The organism is Aestuariivirga sp., assembly GCF_041738905.1.
GTDB lineage: Bacteria > Pseudomonadota > Alphaproteobacteria > Rhizobiales > Aestuariivirgaceae > Aestuariivirga.
The window spans coordinates 1-21,938 of the sequence record NZ_JBGSOZ010000156.1; the positions used below are offsets into that span (position 1 = coordinate 1).

Consider the following 21,938-nt stretch of genomic DNA (forward strand, 5'->3'; position numbering starts at 1 on the left):
GCAGTGCACCAGGCCCACCGGCTTCAACGCCGTGCCTCCGCCCGGCCCCGCAACTCCTGTCACGGCCATGGCGATATCGGCACGGCTGTGAGCGAGTGCGCCCAATGCCATGGCGCGAGCGACGTCCTCGCTGACTGCGCCCGCCGAAGCAATGAGATCCGTCGGAACGCCGATCATCCGCGTCTTGGCCTCATTGGAGTAGGTCACGAATCCTGCATCGAAAACATCGGATGAACCCGGCACGGCCGTGATGAGGCCCGCGATGAGTCCACCCGTACAACTCTCGGCTGTTGCAAGCCAAAGCTTTCGTTCCCGGCAGACATCGATGAGTGCCACTGCTCTCTTGATGAGATCGTCCGGAAACATCAGGGTAGCCGCACGGTGACGGTGGCGAAGGCCATGATGCCTTCCTTGCGTCCGATGGCGCCGAGCTTCTCCATCGTTGTCGCCTTGATGGCAATGCGCTCTGGCGCAAGATGGAGCAGGGGAGAAAGCACATCCTTCATTGCAGTAACGTGGGGCGAAATCTTCGGAGCTTCGGCCAGGATGGTGATGTCGGCGTTGGCGATGAGGCCACGCCGCGCCTCCAGCAGTTCGACTGCCTTCGCGAGGAAGATTCGTGAGGGCGCTCCCTTCCACTGGGGGTCGCTCGGGGGGAAATGCGTGCCGATGTCGCCTTCGCCGATGGTTCCGAGAATCGCATCGGTCAGCGCGTGCATGGCCGCGTCGGCGTCGGAATGGCCCTTCAGCCTGGCCGAATAGGGAATCGCCACGCCGCACAGGATCACGGCATCGCCTTCGTCGAAGGGGTGGATGTCGATTCCCTGGCCCACGCGAATGTCTGGCAGGTTTTCCAGCTGGCGTCCCATCATGTCACGGTCGGCGATCTCGATGTCCTCGGCGGTTGTCAGCTTCTTGTTTTCATGGCGCCCGGGAATCATGGATATGGCAATGCCCGCATGTTCCGCAACAGAAGCGTCGTCGGTGAGGTTGGCGGTGGCTTCGATCTGGGCCTTGCGGTGTGCGCCGAGGATCTTGTCGTAGATGAAGCCTTGCGGGGTCTGGGCTGTCCAGATGCTGGCCCGGTCGACGGTGCGGCTGACGATGCCGCCGGGTGCGAACTTCAGGGTTTCGGCGACGGGCATGCCCGGAATGACAGCCGGATAGCGTTCCAGCCAGGCAATGACGTGACTGATGAGATCGGACGACACGAAGGGCCGGGCGGCATCGTGAATGAGGATCTTCGTAGGCCCATGCCGTTCTACGGCTTCCACTCCGATCCGGCAGGAATCCTGTCGCGTGGAGCCGCCGATGACTGGCAAGGGCATTTCGAGCCCGTCGATTGCGGCACTGAACATGTCCTCATGGCCTTCGCCGATGACGGGCTGCACATGGCTGACGCCGGGATGATCGAGAAACGCCTTGCAGGTCCACCAGATCACCGGCCTGCCGCCGATCAACTGATACTGCTTCGGCTTCTCGCCCCCCGCGCGCAGGCCGGAACCACCGGCCACGATCACCGCCGCAACTGTCATGTTTCTGCTCTAGCAATCTCGGCACGGCCTCGCAAGAAAGGGCCTTGACGCGGTGCAGCATCAGCGTATCTTGCCAATAAATTGCACACAGGAAACTTGTGATCAAATTATGGGCATAAAGATTGGCCCAATAGAGACGCGAAACCGGGTTTTCCTGGCGCCCATGTCGGGCGTCACGGATGAACCCTTTCGCATGACAGCGCACGAGCAGGGCGCCGGGCTGGTTGTCAGTGAAATGGTCGCAAGTGAGGAACTGGTCAATGCCAGGCCGGACATGCTGCGGCGCGCGCTGGGAGCCGAGTCGCTCAGTCCCTTCGTGATCCAGCTAGCGGGCCGCGAACCGCACTGGATGGCGGAAGGCGTGAAGGTGGCGCAGGACATGGGCGCCGACATCATCGACATCAATATGGGCTGTCCGGCCCGCGAAGTCACAGGCGGGCTCTCCGGCTCGGCCCTGATGCGAAATCTCGACCATGCCCAAAAGCTGATCGAGGCGACCGTCGACGCTTCTTCAGTGCCGGTGACCTTGAAGATGCGGCTGGGCTGGGACCATGATTCCATGAATGCGCCGGATCTCGCGCGCCGCGCCGAGGCGGCGGGGGTGGCGCTGGTCACCGTCCACGGCCGCACGCGCTGCCAGTTCTATGGCGGCAAGGCCGACTGGGCGGCGATTGCGCGGGTTCGCGAGGCCATTGAAATACCGCTCGTCGCAAATGGTGACGGAACCTCGGTCGAAGATGCGCGGCAGATGCTCGAGAAATCCGGTGCCGATGGCGTGATGATCGGGCGCGGGGCCTATGGCAGGCCGTGGTGGCCGGGCGTGATCGCGGAGGGGCTCGATCCGGGTTCGGGCGTCAAAGAACCGCCGCTGGCGGAAGAAGCCGGGATCGTCGCAAATCATCACGAACGCATTCTTTCCCACCACGGCCATCATCACGGCAACCGCATTGCCCGGAAGCATGTCGGCTGGGCAATCGGGCGGCTGGCGGAACGCAACCTGCTGAGCAGCGAACGTGCCGCCTCCTGGCGCGTCAGCCTGCTGAGAACGAACGACAACGCCGCCGTCCGCCTCGGATTGCAGCAGCTCTACGATGAGGCACAGGCAAAGGCGGCAGCGGCATGATTGTGATCACATCCGAGACGGCGGCGGAACCATCCGGCGCCCCGATGGCCAAGGCCGTCGTGGATGCGCTGCCCAATCCGCTCGTCGTCGTCGATGAGGATGAGCGTATCTGCATGGCCAACGTGGCGGCGGAGAATTACTTTCAGGCGAGCAGCAATGTGCTGTTGCGCCACAAGCTCGGCGATCTGGTACCTTTCTCGAGCCCCGTCTTCGGCGCCGTGGCGCAAGCCCGCGCCATGGCTGGCGTGGTCAACGAATATGCGATCGCTGTGGGTACGCCACGGCTCGGGGGTGAGCGGCTCGTCGATATCCAGACCGCTGTCATGGTGGAGCAGCCCCGCTACGTCATCGTCATGCTGCTCGAGCGCTCGATGGCGCACAAGATCGACCGGCAATTGACCTCGCGCGCGGCAGCGCGTTCGGTGTCGGGCATGGCCACGATGCTGGCCCATGAAATCAAGAATCCGCTGGCGGGTATTCGCGGCGCTGCGCAGTTGCTGGAGCCTGCCCTTGGCTCGGAAGACCGCGCGCTGGCCCGGCTGATCTGCGATGAAACCGACCGCATTCGCGATCTCGTCGACCAGATGGAGGTCTTTTCAGACGAGCGTCCGCTCGACAAGAGGCCCGTCAACATTCACGCCGTCCTCGAGCGGGTCAAGCAGCTCACCGTCGCCGGGATGCACCCCGGGGTCACTGTCCGCGAAGACTATGATCCGTCGCTGCCGCCTGTTCACGGCAACAAGGACCAACTGGTGCAGGTTTTCCTGAACCTCGCCAAGAATGCCGCAGAGGCCATCTATCAGGGCGGCGATGCTGGTGAGATCCTCATTACCACGGCTTTCCGGCCGGGAATCCGGTTGACGGTTCCAGGATCAAAGGAACGCATCACGCTTCCGCTCGAAGTGTGCATACACGACACCGGCCCCGGCGTTCCTGAGGAATTGCGGCCCAATATCTTCGATCCCTTCGTGACGACGAAACCAGCCGGCCGCGGCCTCGGGCTGGCACTCGTCGCCAAGATCGTGCGCGACCATGGCGGGATCGTCGAATGCATCGGACGAGAGCGCGGCACGACCTTCCGGGTGCTGATGCCCATGCTGCGCGGAACGGCAGCGCCGCGAGAAATTGAAGAGGATTCCAACTGATGAGCACCAAGACGGTTCTGATCGCCGACGACGACAGCACCATTCGCACCGTTCTAAGCCAGGCGCTGAGCCGCGCCGGCTACAGCGTGCGCTCGACCGCCACGGCGGCGGCCCTCTGGCGATGGGTTACGGAGGGGCAGGGCGACACAGTCGTCACCGACGTCGTATTGCCCGACGAAAATGCCTTCGATGTCATTCCGCGCATCAAGAAGCTGCGACCCACCTTGCCGGTCATCGTGATGAGCGCCAAGAACACCATTATGACCGCCATCACGGCGGCCGAACGCGGCGCCTATGACTATCTGCCAAAGCCGTTTGATCTCAATGCCTTGGTGCAGACTGTTGGCAGGGCGCTTGAACAATCTCAGAAGCCTGTGCCAGCCAACGGCAACCAGGCGTCGGAGACCCTGCCCATCGTCGGCCGCTCGCCCGCCATGCAGGAGATCTACCGCATCATCGCGAGACTCACCCAGACCGACCTTACCGTAATGATCGTGGGCGAATCCGGCACCGGGAAGGAACTGGTGGCGCGCGCGCTCCATGACTATGGCCGCCGTCGCAAGGGCCCCTTCGTGGCGGTCAACATGGCGGCGATCCCACGCGAACTGATCGAGTCCGAGCTCTTCGGCCACGAGAAGGGTGCCTTCACGGGCGCCACCTCGCGGGTGGCCGGCAAGTTCGAACAGGCCGAGGGCGGGACATTGTTCCTAGACGAGATCGGCGACATGCCGCTCGAGGCGCAGACCCGTTTGCTGCGCGTGCTGCAGCAGGGAGAATATACGACTGTCGGCGGCAATGCCCCGATCAAGACCAATGTGCGGATCATCACCGCGACCCACCGCGACCTGCGGCAGCTCATCAACCAGGGCCAGTTCCGCGAGGATCTGTTCTACCGGCTCAACGTGGTGCCTTTGCGCCTGCCGCCGCTCCGCGAGCGCTCGGAAGATATTCCGGATCTCGTGCGGCACTTCCTGGCGCAGGCGGTCAAGGAGGGACTCCCCCGCAAGGAACTGTCGCGCGACTCGATCGAGCGGCTGCAGTCTTATCGCTGGCCGGGCAACGTCCGCGAACTGGAAAACCTGTTGCGCCGTCTCGTGGCAATCGAGATCGAGGACAATATCGCAGCCTCGGCCGTCGATCGTGAACTTGCCAGCGTTCCCGTCCAGCCGGTGGCCGATCAATCGGATTACTCAGGCACCAACCTGCCGGAGTTCATGGAGAACTATCTCTCGCGCTACTTCGCCAGCTTCGGCAATGGGCTGCCACCGCAAGGCCTCTACGATCGCATCCTCGCGGAAGTGGAGCCGCCGCTGCTCCGCGCCGTTCTGGCCGCGACGTCCGGCAACCAACTGCGGGCTGCCGAATTGCTGGGCATCAACCGCAACACCTTGCGCGTGAAGCTGCGGGACAGGCAGGTCAAAGTCATACGTGGCCTCTCCTGACGCAGGGCTACTGCTGACGTGGGGCGAGTGTCGCAAATCAGCCACATTTGGTGTTGATTTCCGGCAACAGGACCTGCTGAACAAGGTGCATGATCGATCGTACGCATTTCCGGCTGTTTGACCGGCTGCGCCGTTTCACGGGGCTGGCCGGCTTCATGCTGGTCGTCGCAGGCGTGGCATGCGGACTTGCGACCTTTGGTATCCTGACCGGCCTGACGCCGATCAAGCCGACGTCCGAGACGACGATGCTGCTGATCGTCCTCAATGGTGTCGTGCTGCTGATCATGGGGCTGCTGGTAATCGGCCAGCTCGTGTTCCTTTTCGTCGAGAAGCGCCGCGGCACTCCGGGCGCAGCCCTGCATCTGCGTCTTGTGTCGCTGTTCAGCGTCATTGCCGTCGTGCCTGCCATCATCGTCGCCGTCTTCGCAACCGTCACGCTGAACCGTGGCCTCGATGCCTGGTTCTCCGAGCGCACGCGCGTCATCGTCGACACCGCCGTCAATGTGGCCGAATCCTATGTGCGCGATCACGCGGAGGCCGTGCGCAATGACGTGGCTGCGATCTCCGCCGATCTTTCGCAACAGAAGGCTCTGTTCGACGCGGACAAGGCGAGCTTCGTGCGCCGTGTGGCACGGCATGGGGCGTTGCATGGCCTTCCTGCCGTGTTCATCTTCGATCCTGACAGCCGTGAGGATGGCAAGCAGGCTTTCGATGCGCGCGTCGTCGCCAATGACAAGATCGACTTCTTCCCGCCGAACGCCAGCCAGATTGCACGTGCCGAGAGTGGGGAACTCGTCGTGCTGCCGCCGGGCAGGGGCGGCAATGTCGTCCGTGCCATGATCAAATTGCAGAATTTCCCGAACTCCTTCCTGCTTGTTTACCGGGTCATCAACCCCTCGGTGCTGGACCAGTTGTCAAAGACCAGGGAAGCCAAGGTCGAGTATGACCGTTTGATGTCGCAGCGACTCGGCGTCCAGGTGACCTTCGGCATGATGTATGCGTTGGTGGGTTTCGTCTTCCTGCTGGCGGCGATCTGGGTGGGGCTGTGGTTCTCCGACATGATCGTGGCGCCCGTGGTGCGCCTGCTCGATGCGGCGCGCCGGGTGTCGGGGGGCGAACTCGACGCCAAGGTCCCGGTCGTCGAGGGGCCGGAGGACCTCCAGACCCTGTCGAACACCTTCAACCTGATGACCGGCCATATCAAGCAGCAGCGCGACGACCTGGTATCGGCCAATGAAGCCGTCGATGCGCGGCGGCGTTTCACGGAAGCCATGCTGGCTGGCGTGAGCGCAGGCGTGATCGGCATCGATCCGTCGGGCCATGTGTCGCTCGTCAACCGTTCGGCATTGCTGTTGCTGGGCCTGAGCGAACGTGATCTTCTCGGCAAAGCGGCAGAGGAGGCGCTGCCGGCCTTCATGCCGGTGTTCGAACAGGCACTCACGCGGCCATCAGGTTTTGCCGAGTCCCAGGTCGATATCGAACGCAAGGGCGAGAGCCGCAGCCTCTTCGCGCGAGTGACGACCGAAACATCCGAGGACACCACGCATGGCCATGTGCTGACCTTCGACGACATTACGGACCTCGTTTCCGCGCAGCGCAATTCGGCCTGGGCCGATATCGCGCGGCGGATCGCGCACGAAATCAAGAACCCGCTCACACCCATCCAGCTTTCGGCAGAGCGTCTGAAGCGCAAGTACGGCAACCAGATCCAGACCGATAAGCATGTCTTCGACCAGTGCACCGACACGATCATACGGCAGGTCGGCGACATCGGCCGCATGGTCGACGAGTTCTCGTCCTTCGCGCGGATGCCGAAAGCCGTGCCCGAGCCACATGAACTGGCATCGATCGTCCGTGAAGCAACCGTACTGCAAAGGGTCTCGTCCTCCGACATCGATATCGAACTGGATGTCCGCGATGGCGAACTGGTGTTTCCCTTCGACCGCCGTCTCATCACACAGGCGATCACCAATCTCGTCAAGAACGCGCGCGAGTCGATCGAGGCGCGGCTGCAGGATCAAGCCGAGCCGAGGGGCCATATCGAGGTTGTGGCCGGCATCAAAAGCGGGCATCCCTTCATCTGCGTGACCGACAACGGCATCGGCCTGCCGCGCGAAAACAGGCACCGGCTGGCGGAACCCTATATGACGACGCGCGAAAAGGGCACCGGGCTCGGGCTTGCGATCGTCAAGCGCATCATGGAAGAACATGGCGGACGGCTGCTGCTCGAGGATGGGCCCTCCTATGCGGAGGCCCGGCAGGGCGCGCGGGTGACCCTCCTGTTCGACAAGCAGACCGCGCAATCGACGGCGGCGGAGTGAAAGAAGACTGAATGGCGGCGGATATCCTGATCATCGACGACGAGGCCGACATCCGGGGGCTGATCGCAGGCATCCTCGAGGATGAAGGCTATGAAACACGGCTGGCGCACAACAGCGATGCGGCCCTTGCGGAAGTGGCGCAGCGGCGGCCGTCGCTCATCATCCTCGACATCTGGCTGATGGGCTCGAAGCTCGACGGTCTCGACCTGCTCAACATCATTAAGGAAAAACACCCGGAAGTTCCGGTCATCATCATTTCAGGCCACGGCAACATCGAGACGGCGGTCGCCGCGATAAAGCGCGGCGCTTACGAGTACATCGAGAAGCCCTTCAAGGCCGACAGGCTCATTCTCGTGGTCGGCCGGGCGCTCGAAACCTCCCGCCTGAAGCGTGAGAACGAGGAACTGAAGGGCCGGTCGGGCACAGATACCGAGCTGCTGGGGTCTTCGCCCGCGATGCGCCAGCTTCGCCAGCTTCTGAAGAAGATTGCGCCATCGAACAGCCGTGTCCTCATCACGGGTCCCATGGGGTGCGGCAAGGAACTCGCCGCACGCACGCTTCACGCCATGTCGCTCCGCGCGACCGGGCCCTTCGTGACGCTCAGCGCCGCCACCATGGCGCCCGAGCGCATGGAGGAAGAACTGTTCGGCGTGGAAGATGGGTCAGGGGCCACACGGCGCGTCGGCGCGCTCGAGGAGGCGCATGGCGGTACGCTCTATATTGACGAACTGGCGGACATGCCCATGGAAACGCAAGGCAAAGTCCTGCGTGTTCTGGTGGACCAGACGTTCCAGCGGGTGGGCGGCGCCAAGAAGGTAAAGGTCGATGTACGGGTCGTCACCTCCACCAGCCGCGACCTGCCGGGCCTCATCATGGTGGGACGATTCCGCGAAGACCTCTATCACCGGCTTGGCGTGGTTCCCGTGCAGGTGCCCGGACTGGCCGAGCGGCGCGAGGACATTCCCGAACTCATCACGCATTTCTCGCGCAGCTACTCCGTTGCCTCAGGGCAACCGCATCGCAAGTTCGCCGATGACGCGATTGCCGTGCTGCAGACCCGCGAATGGGCCGGCAATGTCCGCGAGCTGCGCAACAACGTCGAGCGACTGCTCATCCTGGCAAGCGGTGACCCGACAACCGAAATCACCGCAGCCGCCCTGCCGTCAGACACTGGCGGGGCGGGGGCGGCGGCTGCAACCTTCGGTATCGAACATCTGCTGATTCACCCGCTGCGGGAGGCCCGCGAGGCCTTCGAGCGCGACTACATCACGGCGCAGCTTGGCCGCTTCGGCGGAAACATTTCGAAGACCGCCCAGTTCATCGGCATGGAAAGGTCCGCCTTGCACCGCAAGATCAAGCTTCTCGGCCTCCACGGCCGCAATGAAGAAGACACGGAGTTGTGAAATTTTCACCATCGTGATTTCGTGATAGTTTACCAACCGCCAGACTGGCCCAAAGAAGAGAAAAGCAATGGCCCAAGAAAAACAGCAGAACCTGCAAGACACTTTCCTCAATCATGTCCGCAAGCAGAAGATTCCGGTCACGGTGTTTCTCGTGAACGGGGTGAAGCTCCAGGGCGTCATCACCTGGTTTGACAATTTCTGCGTGCTTCTCCGCCGTGATGGCATGTCGCAGCTCGTCTACAAGCACGCCATTTCGACCATCATGCCGGGTGGGCCGATCAGCCTGTTCGACGAGGAGCAGGCGGGAGGTTGAGCACGCGCAAGACGAGCCAGACAGGCAGTTCGGCCAAATCTGGCGGCGGCGTCGATTTCCAGATCGAGGGGCCTGAGCTCACCCGGGCCGTCGTTCTTCATGTCGACAGGCGTGATCGCGGAGCACCCCCGGTCTCCGATCGGGCCGCCGCGGCCAGGCTTGAGGAGGCCGTCGGCCTGGCACAGGCGATCGACCTCGAAATCACCGATCAGATCATTGCGCCCGTCAACGCTCCGCGCCCGTCCACGTTGCTGGGGTCCGGCAAGGTGGAAGAAATTGCCGAGCGGGTGAAGGAGAAGGACGCCGAGCTGGTCGTCGTCAACGCCCAGCTCTCACCGATCCAGCAGCGCAATCTGGAAAAGGCCTGGGGCGCCAAGGTGCTGGACCGCACGGGCCTCATTCTCGAAATCTTCGGACGGCGCGCCTCCACGCGTGAAGGCACGCTGCAGGTCGAGCTTGCCCATCTCCAGTATCAGAAAAGCCGTCTCGTGCGATCATGGACCCATCTCGAGCGGCAGCGCGGCGGCTTCGGCTTCCTCGGTGGCCCCGGCGAAAGCCAGCTTGAGGCCGACCGGCGCTTGATTCAGGAACGCATCACGCGGATCGAGAAGCAGCTGGAGTCGGTGGTGAAGACCCGGGCCCTGCATCGCAAGGGCAGGGCGCGCGTGCCTTATCCGGTGGTGGCGCTTGTGGGCTATACCAATGCCGGCAAGTCGACGCTGTTCAACCGGCTGAGCGGGGCTTCGGTTCTGGCCAAGGACCTGCTGTTTGCCACGCTCGACCCGACGATGCGGGTGATCCAGCTGCCGCATGGCCGCAAGATCATCCTGTCGGACACGGTGGGTTTCATTTCGGACCTGCCGACGTCGCTCATCGCGGCCTTCCGCGCGACACTCGAAGAGGTACTGGCGGCCGACATCATCCTGCATGTGCGCGACGTGGCGCATGCCGACAGCGAAGCACAGGCGCAGGACGTGAACCGCGTTCTGGGCGAACTCGGCATCGACGAAGTGCGGCGCGGCACCATCATCGAAGTGTGGAACAAGCTCGACCTGCTGCCGCAGGACGAACGCGCGGCCCGCGAGGCACAGGCGCTACGCAAGGCGGGCACGGTCTTGCTGTCGGCTGTCACCGGCGAGGGCGTGGGCCCGCTGCTCGAACTGATCGAGGGACGGCTCGGCGCCGAGGACCATGTCTATGAAATCTTCCTCGATCCCGCTGACGGGCAAGGGCAGGCCTGGCTGCATGATCGCGGCGAGGTTCTGAGCCGCAAGTCCTATGCCGATGGCCGCACCCGCATCAAGGTGCGCCTGACGGAGGACAAGGCCGGACAGGCCCAGGCACGCTTCGGCCGCGCCATCAAGATGCTGAGCCCGGCGAAGGCTGTGGCGGAATAGGGATCGATTCCGACCGTCACTTTCCGAGCGTCTTGGCCTCGTCCCACAGCGCGTCCATTTCGGCGAGATCCGAGTCCTTCGGTTCCTTGCCACGCGCCGCAAGGCGGTCCTCGATATGGGCGAAGCGGCGCTCGAACTTGGCATTGGCACCGCGCAGTGCCGCCTCGGGATCAATCCCCAGGTGGCGTGCGACATTCGCCATGGCGAAGAGAAGATCGCCGTATTCCTCGGCCTTCTTCTCGTCTGGCGCTTCGCGGAACTCGGCGACTTCCTCGGCGATCTTGTCATAGACATTGTCGACGGACGGCCAGTCGAAGCCCACCTTTGCTGCCCTGGACTGGAGCCTAACGGCGCGGGTGAGGCCGGGGAAGGCGGCGGGAACCGAAGCCAACACGCCCTGCTTCGGCTTGTCCTTGCGCTCCTTCGCCTTCATGTCCTCCCAGAAGCCCTTGGCGAGCGTGGCGGAGCGGGCCTCATCGTCACCGAATACATGCGGGTGGCGACGGATCATTTTCCGGTTTACGGCCTCGACCACGTCATCGAAGGTGAAGCTGCCTTCCTCGTCAGCCATCTGCGCATGGTAGACGGACTGCAACAGCAGATCGCCCAGCTCCTCGCAGAGTTCGGCGCGGGAGCCATTCTGGACGGCATCCGCCACCTCATAAGCTTCCTCGATCGTGTAGGGGGCAATCGTCTCGAAATTCTGCTCAAGGTCCCACGGGCAACCGGTGACGGGTGTGCGCAGCGCCTTCATGATGGCGCGCAGGGTCTCGATCTTGCGAGGGTCCATGGTGGCAGGATTGTCGGCAGGTTTCTGGCTCATGGCCGCGAGGCCTAGCCGATTTGGGCCTGATAGGCTACAGATGGCCTCATGCAGGACAGGCTTTTCGCGGACCCGGAACTCGTCCAATTCTATGATATCGAGAATGGCTGGGCCGACGATACACGCTACTGCCTCGCGCTCGCGAAGGACAGCCGCAGCGTGCTCGATCTGGGGTGCGGCACGGGGCTTCTTGCGGCGGCACTCGGGCACAGCCGCGATGTCGTCGGTGTCGATCCGGCCGGCGCCATGCTGGACGTGGCGCGGGCAAGGGAAGGTGGCGCGGGCGTCACCTGGGTCGAGGCGGATGCCCGCACGGTGCGGTCGGGCCGGCGCTTCGACCTCATCGTGCTCACCGGCCATGCCTTCCAGTGCTTCCTGACCGATGAGGATCAGCGTGCCGTGGCCAGGACGATCGCTGCGCATCTTGAGCCCGATGGTACCTTCGTCTTCGACTCGCGCAATCCGGCTTGCGAGGAGTGGCGGGAATGGACACCGGAGCTGTCACGCCGGATCATCAGACATCCAAGGCTCGGACAGATCGAGGCGTGGAATGATGTCGCTTTCGACGCTGGGCGCGAGATTGCGACCTATGGCACGTTCTACCGGGCTGAGGATGGCAGGCTGTGGGAGGCTCAGTCGTCGATCCGCTTTGCGTCCATGGACACCATTGCGACGGGATTGCACGAAGCAGGCCTGATTGTGAAGCAGTGGCTTGGAAACTGGCAGGGCGAAGCTTTCAGAGCGGACGCCAGTGAGATGATCGCGGTCGGGAGGCTAGGCTAGGCTAGACAGGGTCGCGGAGAAGTGAACTCAAGCGCCCTGATCCTTTGTTCGCATAATATATATTATGGAATATTACTGGATATGTCGAATTGGCAGAAAACCCAGCCTCAACAAAGCTTTGAACCTGTTTCCTTCCATCCCACACTCACTTCAGGGGGTCTGCTTCGTCAACAGTCAGATGGATAATTCGAGTCCGTCGAACGCGGGTTCGACACCATCCGGAAGTTCATTCCGAAGCATCTCGAAATCGAGATCGATGTGCATGTTGGTGATGACGGCGCGCTTCGGCTTCAGGCGCGCGATCCATTCAAGTGTCTGCGGCAGGCTCCAGTGGCTGGGATGCCGTGTGCGGCGCAAGGCATCGACGATCCACAGGTCGAGGTTTTCAAGCGCCGCTATACTCTTGTCGGGCACGCCGTCGATGTCGGGTGTGTAAGCCGTACCACCGACGCGGAAGCCCAGCGCATCGATGGTGCCGTGATGAACCTCGAACGGCAGAATTGCGATGTCGCCCCCGGCTCCACCAATCGTAACCGGCGTCTGAGCTTCCATGGCATTGAGGTTGATGATCGGCGGGTAATCGCTGCCGGGCGCTGTGTAGAAGCAATAGGCAAAGCGCGTGGTGAGCATACGGCCGGTGGCATCGTCGGCCCAGACCTGAACCCGTTCTCGCTTCAGCAGGTAGAAGGCACGTAGATCGTCGATGCCATGCGTATGATCGGCGTGCTCGTGCGTAAAGAGCACCGCGTCGACGTCGTTGACGCCAGCCGTGATCATCTGCTCGCGCAAATCGGGCGACGTATCGAAGAGAACCCGCGTTGCTCCGCCCGGCCCGGTTTTCGTCACCAGCGCCGAACAGCGGCGGCGGCGGTTCTTCGGGTTCTTCGGGTCGCACTTGCCCCAGTCATTGCCGATGCGCGGCACGCCGGCGGATGAACCACACCCGAGAATGGTGATCTTCGTCGTCAAGCGTACCTCGCGGGCCGCGGCACCTTCGAGAACAGGCGGAAGAAATTGTCGCTGGTGATCTTCGCCATCTCTTCCACCGACACCCCGCGCACCTTGGCCAGTGTCTCCAGTGTTTTCACCACAAAAGCGGGTTCGTTGTTCTTGCCGCGATACGGAACCGGCGCCAGATATGGCGTGTCGGTTTCAACGATGATGCGGTCGATCGGGAGTTCAGCCGCCGTGGCGCGAAGGTCTTCCGCCGTCTTGTAAGTGAGGATGCCGGAGAACGAGACATAGCCTCCGATGGCGACCGTCTCGCGGGCGAGTTCAGCCTTCGACGTGAAGCAATGAAGCAGCGGCGTGAACTGGCCCAGCGCCATCTCCTCCTTGAGAATTGCGATGGTGTCGGCTTCGGCCTCGCGGCTGTGGATCACCAGCGGAAGGCCAGACCGGCGGGCGGCGTGGATGTGGACGAAGAAGTTCGCCTCCTGCGCCTCTCGTGGGCTCAGGTCGTAGTGATAGTCGAGGCCCACCTCGCCGATTCCGACGACCTTGGGATGCTTCGCAAGCTCCACAAGCTGTTCGGCGGTGATGTCCAATTCCTCATGCGCGTTGTGAGGATGGGTTCCTACCGTGCAGAAAACATTGGTGTTTTCTTCCGCGATGCGGCGCAGGTTGTCGAATTTCGCGACCCTTGAAGAGATCGATACCATGAGGCCCACGCCCGCCTTCTCGGCGCGGTCCAGAACCTCCGGAAGCTGATCCTGAACTCCCTCGAAATCCAGGTGGCAATGACTGTCGACGACGAGCATGGGTCAGGCCTTGGCTGGAGTTTCGACCTCTTCCACATAGCGCGGAAAGATCGGTGCGGGTGCGGGCAGCGCCGTTCCGGAGACGAGCCGCATGCCGAGGTCGGCAAAGCTGCGCTGGTCTTCCGGAACGGCCAGAAGGTCGAGCAGCTTCGCAGCCGAAGCAGGCACATAAGGCTGCGCCAGCGTGCCGACGATGCGCAGCACTTCGGCGGTGACATAGAGCACTGTCTCCATGCGGGCAGGCTCGGTCTTCTTCAACGCCCAGGGCTCCTGCCCTGCAAAATAGCGGTTGGCATCGGCCACCACGCGCCAGATGGCATCCAGAGCCTTGTTGATCGCGTGGGTCGAGTGCGCCGCCCGAGCTTCCGCATGGATGGCATCGGCGGCGGCCAGGATTTCCTTGTCAGCATCCGAAAGTAGGCCACAGGCCGGAACCATTGAACCGCAGTTCTTGGCGATCATCGACAGCGAGCGCTGCGCGAGGTTGCCGAGGTCATTGGCGAGGTCGGCGTTGACGCGGTTGACGATGGCCTCGTGGCTGTAGTTTCCGTCCTGTCCGAAAGGCACTTCGCGCAGGAAGAAGTAGCGGGTCTGGTCGACGCCATAGGTGCGGACCAGATCGCCCGGCGCCACGACGTTGCCCACTGACTTCGACATCTTCTCGCCGCGGCTGAACAGGAAGCCATGGACGACAATCTGTTCCGGCACGGGAAGATCGGCCGACATGAGGAAGGCCGGCCAGTAAATCGCATGGAAGCGCGTGATGTCCTTGCCGATGACATGCGCGGTTGCCGGCCAGAACTTTGCGCGCGGCGCGTTCTCATCCGGGAAGCCGGTGGCGGAGAGGTAGTTGGTCAGCGCGTCGACCCAGACATACATGACGTGCTTCGGATCACCCGGCACCGGGATGCCCCAGTCGAAGGTGGTGCGGCTGACCGACAGGTCGTTGAGGCCACGCTTCACGAAGGCGACGATCTCGTTCCTGTAGTTTTCCGGCGTGATGAAGTCCGGATGGGTCTCGTAGAGTGCCAGAAGCTTGTCCGCATATGCCGAGAGCTTGAAGAAGTAGCTCTCCTCCTCGACCCATTCGACCGGGGTTCCGGTCTTCAGCGCAAAGCGCCGGTCGTCGCGAACTTCGGTTTCATCCTCGGCGTAATAGGCTTCGTCGCGCACCGAATACCAGCCTGCGTATTTCGACAGATAGATGTCGCCCTTCGCGGCCATGCGGCGCCAGACTTCCTGAACCGACTCCTTGTGCCGCGTTTGAGTGGTGCGCAGGATGTCGTCGGCGCGGGCATTGAGGTCGTCGCCCATCTGCTCGAACTGGGCCGCAGTACGGTCAGCGAGTTCAAGTGGCGTTATGCCTTCGCGGGCGGCGGTCTGCTGCATCTTCTGGCCGTGCTCGTCCATGCCCGTGACGAAGAACACGTCATAGCCGTCAAGGCGCTTGAAACGGGCGATGGCGTCGGTCGCGATACGCTCATAGGCGTGGCCGATGTGGGGCGCGCCGTTGGCGTAGGGAATGGCCGTGGTGATGTAGAATTTCGGTTTCGGCATTTATCTTCAATCTGTTGGATCAGGAGGCCTTCAGAGCCTCTTCGAGGCGCATGAGCGCATCGGTGACCGTCTGGCGGCGGTCGAGGTTTAGGGCATCCGTCTGGCGGAGGGAAGAGTGGATGTCGTCATGCGCGGCGGCCAGTGCGTCTCCATGACCGCGGAGTGCCGCGGCCCGCGCCTGTTCGGCAATCCAGCCAGTCAGCAAGTCGCAGAAGATGAAATAGTCTTCCGGTTTTTCCCGGCCTGTGAAGGCCGCGCCGATTTCGACCGCCGTCGATGCCGTGAGTTTCGGGCGGCGCAGGAATTCGGCGAAGGCTGCGGCACCCCTGGAGCCGACAAGATCCATGGCGCGGCCCGGGCTGCCTTTCGAGAGTTCGGCAGCCTGCCTCAGCGCCTGCTCGTCCGCCTCGATGGCACCAGCCGGCAGTCCATGCAGCACCTGCAGGGTGGTGTCGACACCCAAGGGGTCGAGCGGCAGGTGCAGGCAGCGTGAGCGGATCGTCCGCAACAGACGTCCCGGCTGGTGGCAGACGATCAGGAAAATGCTCTGTTTCGGCGGTTCCTCGATGATCTTCAGGAGTGCATTGGCGGACTCGCCGTTGAGTTCGTCCGCACTGTCGACGATCGCGATGCGCCAGCCGCCCGCGCCTGATGTGCGCGCGAAGAAGGTCTGCGCCTCGCGTGCGGTGTCCACCGAGATTTCGGATTTCAGCCGCTTGTTGCGCTGGTCGATGCTGCGCTCGATCACAAGGAGATCGGGGTGTGAGGCGGCCGACACTAGGCGGAACGCGGATGCTTCGGGCGCCAGATAAAGAGAGTTGTGGGCGCGGGCGCGCTCGGGGGTCGGCGCCGTCAGCAGGAATTTCGCAAAGCGGTAGGCAAGCGTCGCCTTTCCGATGCCTTTAGGTCCGGTGATGAGCCACGCATGGTGGAGCGAGCCCGATTGATGCGCCTGCAAGAGACGGCGTTCCGCCGCCTGATGGCCCACAAGGGACGCATTGCGGCGCGGATGCCATGCGACGTCGCGTGGATCCTTGAAATCTTCCGCCATCAGAGCACCCTGCTCACGATGTTCCAGACCGACTGCGATACGTCGTCCATACTTTGCGACGCATCGACCAGTCGGCAGCGCACCGGGTCGCGCCGAAGAATGTCAAGAAAACCCGCGCGGAGCTTGCGGTGGAAGTCGAGGCCCTTGCGCTCGTAGCGGTCTTCCGAAACTGCATCGCCACGGTTGCGGGCGCGCTCCAGCCCCACTGCCGGATCGAGGTCGAAGATGAGCGTCAGATCAGGGCGCGTGGCACCCACCACGGCCTGTTCCAGCGCGTCGATGAAACCCACGTCGCAGCCCCCGGCATGGCCCTGATAGGCACGGGTCGAATCCATGAAGCGGTCGCACACTACGATCGCGCCGCGTTCAAGAGCGGGCCGGATCACCTGCTCCAGATGCTGTTCGCGCGCGGCGTAATTCAACAGCGCCTCCGACTTCGGCGTCCAACGCGCCACGTCGCCCGACACGAGGAGATTGCGGACCGCTTCAGCCTCGGGCGTGCCGCCCGGTTCGCGCGTCAGCAGCACCTCACGCGCGCCTGACCGCAGCCGTTCGCCCAGCCGCCTGATCTGCGTGGACTTGCCAGAGCCTTCCCCGCCCTCGAAGGTCATGAAGAGACCGGGCATCTAGCTTCCGAAGATCATGATGTAGAGGCTGTCGAGGGCCCTGGACCACATCGATTCATCCGCGGGAACGGCACTCGCCGTGACAACGCCCACATCCGCCACTGTCAGTCCGTCGACAATGAAGCGGACTGTACCAACTTCGGTGCCGGCTTCGACAGGCGCCATGAGGGGCCCGGTATAGGCGAGCTTCACTTCCGCCAGTTCCTGCTCTTGCGCCGAGAGCGACACGCGGACATTGGCGTTGGTCAGCAGATCGACGGTCCGTTCCGTTCCGCCCCACACGCGCGCCTTCGCCACCCTGTCGCCCTTGGCGTAGACGTCGATGCCGCGAAACTGCCGGAAGCCCCAGTCGAGAAGGGATTGGGCCTCCTGCTTGCGCTCGTTGATGCTCTTCAGCCCGGCGATCACCATGATGAGACGGCGGCCATCACGGTCCGCAGAGCCAACAAGCCCGTATCCGGCCTCACGGGTGTAGCCGGTCTTCATACCGTCGGCGCCCGGATAGTCCTTCAGCAGCGGATTCCGGTTCAGCTGGCGGATCTTGTTCCAGGTGAATTCCGGAATGGCGTAGTACCTGTAATATTCCGGAAAGGTGGTGATGAGGTATCGCGCCAGCATTGCAAGATCGCGCACACTCATGCGGTGCTCAGGGTCCGGCAGGCCGGTGGCATTGCGGAACGTGGCATTGCTGGCGCCCAGTTCACGGGCACGCGCGGTCATCATGTCCGCGAAGGCCGGTTCGCTGCCGCCCAGTGCTTCGGCAAGCACGATGCAGGCATCATTGGCGGATTGCACCACCACGCCCTTGATCAAATCCTCCAGCCTGACCTGAGAGTTCAATTCGGCATACATGGTCGAGCCGCCGGAGACCGCGCCGCCGCGACGCCATGCGTCCTCGCTGATGGTGAATGTCTGGTCCAGCGACAGCTTTCCGGCTTTCAGACTCTCGAAGACCATGATCATGGTCATCAGCTTGCTCATGCTGGCGGGCGGAACCGCGATGTCCGCCTCCTTCTCGAAGAGCACGCGGCCGGTTCTGGCGTCGATCAGGATGGCATAAGGCGCCTTTGTTTCCAGAGCCTCCTGCGCGGCAGCCTGCCCTGAAGCAAAGAGGGCAAGAAACAAGGCACCGAAAATGATCAGCAAGTCGAGGCTGGTTCTCTGGCGTATGGGCGTGGCCACGATTTTCATGTCCACAAGCTAGGCGGCTTCGCCTCTGAAATCAACGAATTGGGTCTCGACCTACTCGAGAGAAGCCTGCACAGCTTGTGACTTTATCATGCGCGCATCGGCATAGCCTGCAGCATAGGCGTTTTCGAGGGCCGTATCGGCATCTGTGGCATCGGCGATCGGTCCCAGCCTGACGCGGAAGACTGGCCCTCCGGTTCCCATCAGTTCGATGAACTGCACGGGCCACACGTTCGAGAACTGGTCACGGGCACGCTCGGCATTCGCCTGATCGCCGAAGGACCCAAGCTGCACGTAGTATGATGTTTCCACAGCCCCGGCCGGCTGCTCGGAAAACGCGGGGGACTGTTCGGCGGCGGGCGGAACGTAGGCAACTGTCTCGGCCTTTGCCACAGGTGCCTTTTTGACTTTGGCGGGCGCGGCCTCGGCGATCATCACGTTCGACGGGGCTGACTTTCCCTTGTGGCGGTCGGCGGCGGCAATCATGGTACGCAGCGGCGTGCCACGGTCGAGTTCCTTGTTCATCGCCATCAGATGCGAGCCATTGTCGTTCAGAGGCGCAGGCCCGATGAACTGCACACGCACCTGGGCCTTGCCCTTGTTCTTGAAATCCAGGACCTCGGCGGTCTTCTTCGAGAGATCGATCACGCGCGTATCGACGAAGGGCCCGCGATCATTGACGCGGACAATGACGTCCTTGCCATTCGCGAGATTGGTGACCTTCACATAGCTGGGCAGCGGCAGCGTGGCGTGAGCTGCCGTGAGGCGGTTCATGTCGAACCACTCGCCATTCGATGTCTTGCGCTTGTGAAAGGCCTCGCCATACCAGGAGGCGGTGCCCTTCTTGTCGTAGTTCGGCTGTTCCTTCGGCGTGAACCAGCGGCCCGCCACCTGATAGGGCTTGCCGACATGCCTGCGTCCGCCGCCCCAGGGAACGGGTCCCTTGCCAGTGTAGTGCGGGCTGCCCTTGCCAGCAAAGGGATCGAGCTTGGCGGTCTTCTTGTCAGACGAGCAGCCAGTCAGCGCAAGACCGACCGCGACCAGCACGATTGCAAGCTTCGCAAACCTGACCATACTCACTCAACTCCACCCGACGAAAAACCGTCCGCGTGGCGTGTCCCGAACCCCACACCGCGAGTATTTGCGCCGGGAGCGTAAATTTGAGGTTGGGAAGTATGGTTAACGAATTCTACCGGGCGACGGGTTGGACCGTGCCTGCGAGCCTCTCGATGTTCTGTCTTGCCTGCGCATTTCCCGCGGACAGCGCCTGCTTGTAAAGGCCGAGCGCCTTTGTCTTGTCGGCTGGAATGCCCCAGCCCATCTCGTACATGCCACCCAGGTTGTTGAGGCCCCAGGCATCATTCTGGCTCGCGGAAGCTTCAAACAGCCTGAAGGCCTCGGCGAGATCGCGACTAACGCCTGCGCCGCGCAGATACAGCATGCCCAGATTGTTCTGTGCGTCCGCCAGTTTCAGGTCGGCGGCCTTCCTGTACCACTCGGCCGCCCGCGCGGGATCAGCCGAGGTTCCCTTGCCCTGCTGGTAGGCTTGTCCCAGCGCATTCATGGCTGGTGCATGGCCCTTGGCCGCAGCGTCCTGATAGAGTTTCAAGGCGGTGGAGAGATCCTGTTTCAGGCCCTTGGCGCCTTTCGCAACCAGCCTTGCCAAATGATACTGCGCCTCGACATTGCCCTGGAGGGCCGACTGGCGGAACCAGCGGGCGGCTTCCGCCTCATCCTGCCTGGCACCCTTCCCCGTCTCGAAGGCAAGGCCGATCTCATATTGCGCATCGACGTCGCCCACCTTCGCAAGCTTCATCTGCTTGTCGAAGGGAAGCTCCTGAAGGCTTTGAGCAGCCGTCGGGCCTGTGAAAGCCAGGACGGCCGCGAACGCCAGTGCGATTGCCGGTCTCATGCGGGGGCCATTCACTGGACGCGCACGAACTTCATGGTCTTGCAGAACACGGCCATGCACCCCTTGACCCTCATGGTCGATGGGCTCTGCATCTTCATTTCCGAGCGATAGGTGTAACCATCATCTGGATTGTAGATCGTGCCGGTCCAACTCTGGGCGCCTGCCGGTTTCATGTTGCTGAGGATGGTAAGCCCGATGACGGGACGCGACCTTAGGGAAGCGTTCGGGTTTTCCTTGTCGAGCCGGGGACGGCCCTTGTCGTCGCGGGGCTTCTTCAGCGCGACCACCTTGCCGCAGAGATTGGCACCGCAGGGCGAAACCCTCACCGTCACCTTGCCGTTGTCCAGCTTCCAGATGCCTTCGGCGCCCTTGTCCGCCAGCGCGGGCGGGGCCCATGCCGCGACACCTGCGATCACCAAGAGGGCGCTCAAATTGCGCTTCATTCCACCACACCTCCGCATTCCCGTCATGCTCGCCCCTCTTTGAGTACCGATTGCCCGGGCCCCACGAAACGGCTATCGTTTTGCCTTCAGCACAGGAGATTAGCATGAGCAACCTCGCCACGCTCAAGACGGCACGGATTGTTGAAACCGACGAATGGCAATTGCGTGTCGACCTTGCGGCGGCTTTCAGGCTCGCCGCCATGTTCGACTGGCATGAGGCGGTGGCCAACCACCTGAGCCTCGCAGTCTCTGCCGACGGCAAGAAGTTCCTCATGAACCCGCGCTGGAAGCACTTCTCGCGCATCAAGGCATCGGAATTGCTGCTGCTCGATTCGAGCGACAAGGAAACGATGAACCGGCCGGATGCGCCCGACCTTACCGCTTGGTGCATCCATGGCCGCATGCACGCGAACGTTCCGCAGGCCCGCTGCATCATCCATCTCCACCCGACCTATTCGACAGCACTCGCCTCGCTCACCAACCCGGACATGCTGCCGATCGACCAGAACACGGCGCGCTTCTACAATCGCATCGCATTTGACATGGACTATGGCGGTATGGCCAATTCCGATGCCGAGGGCGACCGCCTCGGCAGCCTGCTGGGCAACAAGCAGATCATGATGATGGGCAACCACGGCGTGCTGATCTGCGCCTCCACGGTGGCTGAAGCCTTCGACCTTACCTATTACTTCGAGCGCGCCGCCCGCAATCTCATGCTGGCCTATGCTTCGGGCCAGCCGCTCCATGTCATGTCAGCCCAGGTCGCGGAAAAGACTGCGCAGGAGTGGGAGTCCGACCGCGACCAGTTCCAGGCCCATTTCGCTGAAATGAAGGCGATCCTCGACGAGAAGGATCCGTCATACGCCGACTGAACTTCGGCGCGTCACACGCTTGGTTGAACGGCTCCCTCGCAGGGGGCCGTTTTCATGTCACGAAGGGTGATGCCGTCCGATACCTTGACAGAGGACTACCTTAAGCCCGCATTCGCCAGATGACATACTGATTTGTGGCGGCATTGCGCCGATTCAGGTATAATTATCAGCAGTTTAACCTGAACCATATGAGGCCATCATGGAGAACCCAGCGGGTGAACCGAATGATAGTACTCTGCGCCTT

At 62.5% G+C, this 21,938-nt stretch carries 21 protein-coding genes; 9 read left to right on the plus strand and 12 right to left on the minus strand.

All coding sequences use genetic code 11. From position 1 onward, the window contains the following. Both ACEW8Q_RS14730 and ACEW8Q_RS14735 read right to left on the minus strand, forming a co-directional pair. Positions 1 to 366, minus strand: a 366-nt coding sequence (locus ACEW8Q_RS14730; protein ID WP_373504808.1) for a CinA family protein, incomplete at its 3' end; no start/stop codon positions are given. Further along, entirely contained in the window at positions 366 to 1,535 is a 1,170-nt protein-coding gene (locus tag ACEW8Q_RS14735) for a bifunctional 2-C-methyl-D-erythritol 4-phosphate cytidylyltransferase/2-C-methyl-D-erythritol 2,4-cyclodiphosphate synthase (RefSeq protein WP_373504809.1), read from the minus strand. The genes ACEW8Q_RS14735 and ACEW8Q_RS14730, both read right to left, overlap by 1 nt. Before the next feature lie 109 nt (positions 1,536 to 1,644). Here ACEW8Q_RS14735 and dusB point away from each other — a divergent pair, with 109 nt between their 5' ends. The 7 genes from dusB to hflX all read left to right on the plus strand — a co-directional run bounded on the left by dusB (position 1,645) and on the right by hflX (position 10,679). Then, a complete protein-coding gene (gene dusB, locus ACEW8Q_RS14740; protein ID WP_373504810.1) occupies positions 1,645 to 2,658 on the plus strand; it encodes a tRNA dihydrouridine synthase DusB in 1,014 nt (337 codons plus the stop codon). After that, on the plus strand, positions 2,655 to 3,803 hold the full coding sequence (locus ACEW8Q_RS14745; protein ID WP_373504811.1) for a nitrogen regulation protein NR(II): 1,149 nt from the start codon (positions 2,655 to 2,657) through the stop codon (positions 3,801 to 3,803). The genes dusB and ACEW8Q_RS14745 overlap by 4 nt, the downstream gene beginning before the upstream one ends. Beyond that, positions 3,803 to 5,245, plus strand: coding sequence for a nitrogen regulation protein NR(I) (gene ntrC, locus ACEW8Q_RS14750; RefSeq protein ID WP_373504812.1), 1,443 nt, complete (start codon positions 3,803 to 3,805; stop codon positions 5,243 to 5,245). The genes ACEW8Q_RS14745 and ntrC overlap by 1 nt, the downstream gene beginning before the upstream one ends. Before the next feature lie 89 nt (positions 5,246 to 5,334). Beyond that, a complete protein-coding gene (locus ACEW8Q_RS14755) occupies positions 5,335 to 7,566 on the plus strand; it encodes an ATP-binding protein (RefSeq protein WP_373504813.1) in 2,232 nt (743 codons plus the stop codon). 11 nt (positions 7,567 to 7,577) lie between these two features. Continuing rightward, a complete protein-coding gene (locus tag ACEW8Q_RS14760) occupies positions 7,578 to 8,969 on the plus strand; it encodes a sigma-54-dependent transcriptional regulator (RefSeq protein ID WP_373504814.1) in 1,392 nt (463 codons plus the stop codon). A gap of 67 nt (positions 8,970 to 9,036) precedes the next feature. Then, positions 9,037 to 9,282: an RNA chaperone Hfq gene (gene hfq / locus ACEW8Q_RS14765; protein WP_111198540.1), complete on the plus strand. Its 246-nt coding sequence runs from the start codon at positions 9,037 to 9,039 to the stop codon at positions 9,280 to 9,282. 62 nt (positions 9,283 to 9,344) lie between these two features. After that, the gene (hflX, locus tag ACEW8Q_RS14770; protein WP_373504825.1) at positions 9,345 to 10,679 is read left to right on the plus strand and encodes a GTPase HflX; all 1,335 of its coding nucleotides are present in this window, start codon (positions 9,345 to 9,347) and stop codon (positions 10,677 to 10,679) included. A gap of 16 nt (positions 10,680 to 10,695) precedes the next feature. Here the strand turns inward: hflX and mazG are convergent, their stop codons facing one another. Continuing rightward, a complete protein-coding gene (mazG, locus tag ACEW8Q_RS14775; protein ID WP_373504826.1) occupies positions 10,696 to 11,469 on the minus strand; it encodes a nucleoside triphosphate pyrophosphohydrolase in 774 nt (257 codons plus the stop codon). Positions 11,470 to 11,550: 81 nt separating this feature from the next. Between mazG and ACEW8Q_RS14780 the strand changes: the two genes are divergently transcribed. Beyond that, entirely contained in the window at positions 11,551 to 12,285 is a 735-nt protein-coding gene (locus ACEW8Q_RS14780) for a trans-aconitate 2-methyltransferase (RefSeq protein ID WP_373504815.1), read from the plus strand. A gap of 174 nt (positions 12,286 to 12,459) precedes the next feature. Here ACEW8Q_RS14780 and ACEW8Q_RS14785 read toward each other — a convergent pair whose 3' ends face one another. The 9 genes from ACEW8Q_RS14785 to ACEW8Q_RS14825 all read right to left on the minus strand — a co-directional run bounded on the left by ACEW8Q_RS14785 (position 12,460) and on the right by ACEW8Q_RS14825 (position 20,822). Further along, the gene (locus ACEW8Q_RS14785; protein ID WP_373504816.1) at positions 12,460 to 13,254 is read right to left on the minus strand and encodes an MBL fold metallo-hydrolase; all 795 of its coding nucleotides are present in this window, start codon (positions 13,252 to 13,254) and stop codon (positions 12,460 to 12,462) included. Next, positions 13,251 to 14,045, minus strand: a complete 795-nt coding sequence (locus ACEW8Q_RS14790; protein ID WP_373504817.1) for a TatD family hydrolase — start codon at positions 14,043 to 14,045, stop codon at positions 13,251 to 13,253. Before ACEW8Q_RS14790 ends, ACEW8Q_RS14785 begins: the two co-directional genes overlap by 4 nt. Positions 14,046 to 14,048: 3 nt before the next feature. Continuing rightward, entirely contained in the window at positions 14,049 to 15,602 is a 1,554-nt protein-coding gene (gene metG, locus ACEW8Q_RS14795; protein WP_373504818.1) for a methionine--tRNA ligase, read from the minus strand. A 19-nt stretch (positions 15,603 to 15,621) separates the two neighbouring features. Then, positions 15,622 to 16,653 carry a DNA polymerase III subunit delta' gene (locus ACEW8Q_RS14800; protein ID WP_373504819.1) on the minus strand — a complete coding sequence of 344 codons (1,032 nt, stop codon included), beginning with the start codon at positions 16,651 to 16,653 and terminating at the stop codon, positions 15,622 to 15,624. Then, positions 16,653 to 17,279 (minus strand): dTMP kinase, encoded by a 627-nt coding sequence (gene tmk / locus ACEW8Q_RS14805; protein ID WP_373504820.1) that lies wholly within the window; start codon positions 17,277 to 17,279, stop codon positions 16,653 to 16,655. Before tmk ends, ACEW8Q_RS14800 begins: the two co-directional genes overlap by 1 nt. After that, positions 17,280 to 18,461, minus strand: coding sequence for a D-alanyl-D-alanine carboxypeptidase family protein (locus ACEW8Q_RS14810; RefSeq protein WP_373504821.1), 1,182 nt, complete (start codon positions 18,459 to 18,461; stop codon positions 17,280 to 17,282). Between the two features lie 60 nt (positions 18,462 to 18,521). Continuing rightward, positions 18,522 to 19,541 carry a septal ring lytic transglycosylase RlpA family protein gene (locus tag ACEW8Q_RS14815; RefSeq protein ID WP_373504827.1) on the minus strand — a complete coding sequence of 340 codons (1,020 nt, stop codon included), beginning with the start codon at positions 19,539 to 19,541 and terminating at the stop codon, positions 18,522 to 18,524. Positions 19,542 to 19,656: 115 nt separating this feature from the next. Beyond that, the gene (locus ACEW8Q_RS14820) at positions 19,657 to 20,379 is read right to left on the minus strand and encodes a tetratricopeptide repeat protein (RefSeq protein WP_373504822.1); all 723 of its coding nucleotides are present in this window, start codon (positions 20,377 to 20,379) and stop codon (positions 19,657 to 19,659) included. An 11-nt stretch (positions 20,380 to 20,390) separates the two neighbouring features. Next, complete coding sequence (locus tag ACEW8Q_RS14825) at positions 20,391 to 20,822, minus strand: DUF2147 domain-containing protein (RefSeq protein ID WP_373504823.1); 432 nt, start codon at positions 20,820 to 20,822, stop codon at positions 20,391 to 20,393. A gap of 104 nt (positions 20,823 to 20,926) precedes the next feature. Here ACEW8Q_RS14825 and ACEW8Q_RS14830 point away from each other — a divergent pair, with 104 nt between their 5' ends. Then, entirely contained in the window at positions 20,927 to 21,694 is a 768-nt protein-coding gene (locus ACEW8Q_RS14830; RefSeq protein ID WP_373504824.1) for a class II aldolase and adducin N-terminal domain-containing protein, read from the plus strand. Positions 21,695 to 21,938: the final 244 nt, after the last annotated feature.